This window comes from Candidatus Methanodesulfokora washburnensis, from assembly GCF_003947435.1.
In the GTDB taxonomy this organism is placed as follows: Archaea; Korarchaeota; Korarchaeia; order Korarchaeales; family Korarchaeaceae; genus Methanodesulfokora; species Methanodesulfokora washburnensis.
In genome coordinates this window covers 1-5,721 of the sequence record NZ_RCOS01000009.1, presented here as the reverse complement: position 1 = coordinate 5,721, position 5,721 = coordinate 1, and the positions used below count along the sequence as shown (strand labels likewise).

4 protein-coding genes are annotated in these 5,721 nt (G+C 42.5%); all 4 read right to left on the bottom strand.

The window, feature by feature from the left end:
• Positions 1-161: EVE domain-containing protein (locus D6D85_RS17160; protein WP_125670068.1), on the bottom strand; the 161-nt coding region annotated here is incomplete at its 3' end.
• 104 nt (positions 162-265) lie between these two features.
• Complete coding sequence (locus D6D85_RS00440) at positions 266-1,642, bottom strand: AN1-type zinc finger domain-containing protein (RefSeq protein ID WP_125670067.1); 1,377 nt, start codon at positions 1,640-1,642, stop codon at positions 266-268.
• Positions 1,642-5,181 carry an Eco57I restriction-modification methylase domain-containing protein gene (locus D6D85_RS00435; RefSeq protein WP_125670066.1) on the bottom strand — a complete coding sequence of 1,180 codons (3,540 nt, stop codon included), beginning with the start codon at positions 5,179-5,181 and terminating at the stop codon, positions 1,642-1,644. Before D6D85_RS00435 ends, D6D85_RS00440 begins: the two co-directional genes overlap by 1 nt.
• A gap of 267 nt (positions 5,182-5,448) precedes the next feature.
• On the bottom strand, positions 5,449-5,721 hold a 273-nt coding region (locus tag D6D85_RS00430; protein ID WP_202617255.1), incomplete at its 5' end, for an L-serine ammonia-lyase, iron-sulfur-dependent, subunit beta.

The window sequence follows — 5,721 nt, the reverse complement described above, 5'->3', positions numbered from 1 at the left end:
ATTCTGTATTCCACCTTCTCCTGAACCATGTATATGAATGCCTCATCTCCCTTCTTCACTCTCTTCATCAGTTTCTCCCTTTTTTCAGGAAGGCCATATATCCCTTCCTTCAGAACTACATCCCAGTTCATATGATCCGTGACAAAGATCCAGTACGTCATGCTCTCACATGCTTCTGTAAAATGTGCTTTAAATAAAAATTTAATAAACCCTTCTTTCGGTCAGCAAAACTTGAGACGGTTTTGAAATCCAGTTGTTGTAAAACTCATGTGCTCCTGATCCCTCTTGCCAGATCCTCATCAGCTAGATATATGCCCAGATCGAAAAGTATATGAGCTGAATCAAAGCTCTCCCTCGACCTTATCGCCGCCTCCTCCACATAAAACCTCAAGGCCAGTCTTACAGCCTGATCGTCCATGGGTAAGACATCCTTTTCCTCATGCTTGAAGTAGCTTATCAGCGAGAGAGCAGATGCCAGCTGCAAGGTCCTCATCTCAAGCCTTGGGCTGAAGCTCAATGTGTCTTTATAGCCTATGTGCTCAAGTATTGTTTTCCTTGTGGCTGTGATGAGGTCTATTGTCCTCTCTGTTAAGAGAACCGGCTTCTTGGGAAACATTCCCCTTATCTTGGGATGAACTGTTTCTATGGCATGTACAAGGGTGAGGTGATCTCTGATCTCATTGGCAAGCTCATACTTTGTCTCACCACGCCAGGCTCTAGCTTGAGCCTCTGCCAAAGCTTCATATCTCTCTTTTGTCAGGACATGAAGCCTGCAGAGCATCCTGTCCTCGACTGCATTGAAGTTAGGATCCCTCATGCTCACCTTGTACTCTTTTCCTGACTTTATTGTCGCGTTATAGTTCACGCTGAAGAATGATGTGAAGCGGTATGGCTCTACAATCTCCCTATACGTCTCCTTTGTTATTATTCCATGTTCCATAGCGAGTTTCAACGGTTCAACCATTCCCGAGCTGTGAGTGAACCATTCTCTGAGCTCAGTGACTATGAAGACGAACTTCTTGCCCTCGTAGGCTCTTCCTATCTGGATGAACCTTGCTGGTGTCATTCCCCCGCAGTATCTGTTCCTTCCAGGCAGACCATGTGCTGGAACGCCTTTTTCAGGATCTCCAAGAATGAAGTCCTTTGATGCAAAAGTCTTTCCAGTGCCCGGGTCTCCAAACAAGGCCAAGTTAAATCCAGATCTCCCACTTATCCCTCCTGCTTCATTCACGATTTCCACATCAGCTATGGCATACTGCTGTGCCAATGTTAAAAGGGGATCGAAGAAGAGGATCTTACCGAAGTTCTTGACCAAATACACAGCAAGGTCTATTGCCGAAAAGTTTCTTCCGAATTTCACAATATCATCAAGCCTGTTCTCGAGGACATAATCAAGATGCTGATCGAACTCCTCATCCATCCTTTTCACCACACTTAGCTCATCTGCAGCAGAGCCTTTGAGGACTTTAGAAGGTGGTGAAACAGATATGGGCTCAAGAGGGGATATCAAGCTGTCGGCATGTATTCCGGGGCATTTATGTGCTTCAGGCATTCTGTGCTCCTCACAGAAGGTTCCTCCGCAGTATTTACAGATAAATGGGATTGTTGTGATCTCCTTCTTGCAGAAATCACATTTTGTCATCAGATGCCCAACCTCCTGAATGCCTCATACCTCACCTTCTCCCTAAGTTTCTTATCAGTTATCATCTCCTTCAAGACTTCATCCAGTCTCGCTCTTGCATCCCTCAGAAACTTTCCTCTTTCCTCAACAGCCCTCCTCAGGATATTTTCATCCTCAGGAATCATTATTTCCGTCTTCCCAGCCAAAATAGCGTATTCAATGAACTTTGCCTCATAATCAGAGCTGCACCTTATCTCCTCTCCATCTATTCTGACATATGCTCCCTCTAGATCTACACCAGCCTCAACCTTTGTGCCCTTTGGAACTTTCACGATCCTGTATGAGCAGTTGCCTATGTAGTCCTCTGGGAACTTCTTTGTCTCTATCCCATAAAGCTCCTCTACATCTTTCAGCACTGAGTTTACTAGCTCATCGATATCGATATTTCCAACCTTCTTCCTCTTCTGAATACTCTTAGCCCTCTCGATTCTAGACTTAACAAGATCTATTACTGTACGATAGACTTCGAGTTGTTCCTCTTCAGTTAAGCCTAAAATTCTGCCCATAACAATATTATCGAGTTCTTTGCGATCAGGTTTAACCTTTTCTAATGAAACCTCTTCAGGAGATTTTGCTTCAATTTCTTTAAATATTGAGTTTATTGGTCGTTGTGAAAGATTGCTAAGGCATTTAACTAATTTCTCCTCCTCTTCCTTCTTTATTCTTTTAGGATTTGGTAGCAGTATTCCTTCTACCATCCATACATCTATGTCGAGAACACCTTGACCTAGACTGGGCCTCCCATGAAGCTCAAAAAACATGATACTTAATGTCGAATTTAATGACGCACAAATAAGGTTAGAGGTTTCTTTATCATGAAGACAAATTCCATAAAGATCTTTGTTCTCAAGTATCATTTGTGAATTTTGAAAAATTATGAATTTATCCCAAAATCTTTCAGGAAAGAGTAATTCTGCTGGTTCTCTTTTGTCTAAACTATACCATTTCTGCCTAGATGAGCATGTCGGTCTCTTATTGAATCCTTGACTCTCTCCCCACTCTATGTATTTTAGAATGTTTGTCCCCCTCAGCTCAGACTTATCCTTATGTATCAGCAGAACCCGATACTTCAGATCCTTAGGGTCAATTAAGATCGACCTGCATTCCCTTGGTGACTTTATTACGTAATTTGGAATCCAGTAGACATAGCCGTTCTCTCTTAAAACTTCTTCCAATCGCATTCTTCTGGCATACTGGCTCTCCTTAAAGTATTTCCCATTTCTATCCTTCCACACATGCTCTGGAACCGGTATTTCTTCATCTTTCTTCAACGGGTGCATCCAGAACTCTCTTTCTATACCCCATTTCTGTATTTGCTCATCAGTTAAGTAGAAGAATTCATTAGCACCGGTTTTAATACCAAATCTTACTTCTGCGACTTCTTTTAATGGAACAAGTAATCCTTTTCCCTTCTCCAGTATCTTAAAGAATACCTCCGGAGCCCTTATGTACTTGCCCCACTTAGAGCCTACGTACTCCCCCTCCTCTTCATCATAGCCCTCTTCCCAAAGCTCTTTCTGAATTTTTGGGAAAATTCTTATTTTATCATCCTCGTAGTACTCTTCTTTACTCTCTATCAGCTCTATAAGCTTTTCAACACAGATCCATCTTTCACTTTCATTCTTAACAGGAGGTATGAACTCCGCTAGAGGCTTCTTCAGCTGGACAAACTTGACCAAGTTTTTGTTTCTCTCTTCCTGATCTGAGCACCTTTCCAGAATGGTTATTGCCGTATTTATGTCCGCATCCTCAAACCATCTCTCCACCTTGCTCTCTATAATTGCTACTATCCTGAAATTCTCAAGGAAGAACCTCTGAAGGTCTCCACCGTAATCAACATCAAGCCATGAGTTCGAGGTTATCATCCCAAGTCTCCCTCTCTCTTTCAGAAATCTTGCTCCATGAATGAAGAAATGGACATAGATGCTCGATCTCTTGCTTAATTTTGGCTTCTTACCAGCAGGATACTTGCTCATTTCTCTCCAGTCCTCGATGCATCTATTGTATGCCTTGTCCTTCTCCTGCTCCAGAATGTCCTCCATTTCCTCCTGTCTTGTGTATGGAGGATTCATTACAACTGCATCGAATGCCTCCGGCATCTTTATGTAGATTTTGCTTCCCTTCAGCGTCTCAACTCTTACCTCAGCTGATAAATACTCATTTCCTGGAAGTATGCTGAAGAAGTCCCCCCAAATTATCCTCGGATAGTTCTCTACAGCTGATAGATCCCTGCTAGCCAAATTTATTATCGACAAATGTGCCGGAAATTTAGCTATATCAACCCCGTAAAGCTCCTCTATCAGTTCTTTATGTTTTCTGCTTGGATCAAGAAGCTTCTTTCTCACATAGGACCGGATAAGGAATGTGCCTGCGCCGCATCCTCCATCCAGTACCTTGTCCCTTGCATCTCTTATGCAAAAGCCAACTATCAGATCAACAACATCAGATCTGGTGAAGTATTGGCCCAGTTTATGCCTCTCTTCCTCAGGTATCAACCTCTGAAATATGTTTCCGAGGATCTCATAGCTTATCTTTGAGAAATCGTATTCGCCCATCTTGTGTATGAAATCCTTCAGCATCCCAACTGCATCATCAGGGGGAGGAAGAGAGTCAAGAAAGTCTGTCAACAAAATTGTCTCATAGCATCCGGTTGCCTCAAATGCCTTCATGAAGTAGTTATCGATTCTTTTCTTCATCTCATCTCCTGTCAAGCCAATATCTGGAATAACGATCTTTGGTAGATTTCTATAGCTGGTGGAACGGAGGATGTTGTAGAAGAGAATCTTGTTCACGAGCAGGTACACATACTGTCTTGAGACCTTCTCTAGATCCTCATCACTCCCTCTAAAGGTCCATCCTTGCTTAATGAAATATCCCACAAGTTGCTTCCTAAACTCCGGATCCCTTACTCTCTCCCTGAAATACTCGAGAATCGGTATGGATAAAGCATCTATTGAACCCCTGAGCCTGTATATGAACCTCTCATCTATTCCTAGAAGCGGCTTGGCCTTAATTCCATAGTAAACCTGCTCAAACTCCTTAAGAAAAGATCTGAGATAGTTCTTTATGCTCTCCTCGCTATTGATGGCATCATAATAGGTCAATGCTCTGCATACAACCTCGCTTACACCTGAATGAGGCCACCAAAGCTTATCAATTGCTTCTCCCTCCTCAAATGTATCCCAGCAGTAAAAGTGGGTTAAGTTCCACACGACAAAGTACGGAATGTTATTCTTCCATGCCTTGCTTAGCGCAGAATCGAGAGCATAATCCCAAGGAGAGGTCTTTGCATCCCATATCTCTATCAGCAATGCGGGCTTCTTCAGTCTTCTCTCCCATATAATTAGATCGCCTCTTTTTCTCTCTGGGTCCCTAATCTCTATATCAGCACCTTCAAATCTCAGCTTTTCATTCTCTATAATCTCATTTATCCAATCCTTCACCTCGGAGGCGAAGCTTATCTGGGTAAACTCAAAGGATCCGCTCAGCTTTTTAGACATCCTCTATCCCCTTTCGCCGATAATGTGCAAAACGTGATATTCATTTGGAAGCAACCCATTTCAGTATACAGTGGGGACAGCATATAAAGTTAATTATACAAAATCTTCAATTTACTATAAAAGAATATATAAAAAATTCCTTAGGATAATTATATAGGAATCTTTGGAAGATATATCTCCATAACTTAAGATCCTAAGTTCCAGATCTCTTGACTGAATGCCTATAATCTCATCCGCTCATTCGAATAGGTCTCTATAACTCTGGAATTAATAATCATCTATCTTGGGCATGAACTTCATAGCCGATGGACATACAGCTAACCCTCCCATCACCGTACATCTTAGCTCCCATGGCATCATCTTTCCAACGGAATAAACGGCATCAACCGTTTCATCTAGAGGTATGGGATTCTCATATCCTCCCACTATGATATCGGCATTCACAAAAGCTGAGGCGGCAGCTATAGCATTCCTTGTGTGGCACGGTACCTCGCCAAAGCCACCGCACGGATCACAGACCATCCCAACTATGTTTTGGAG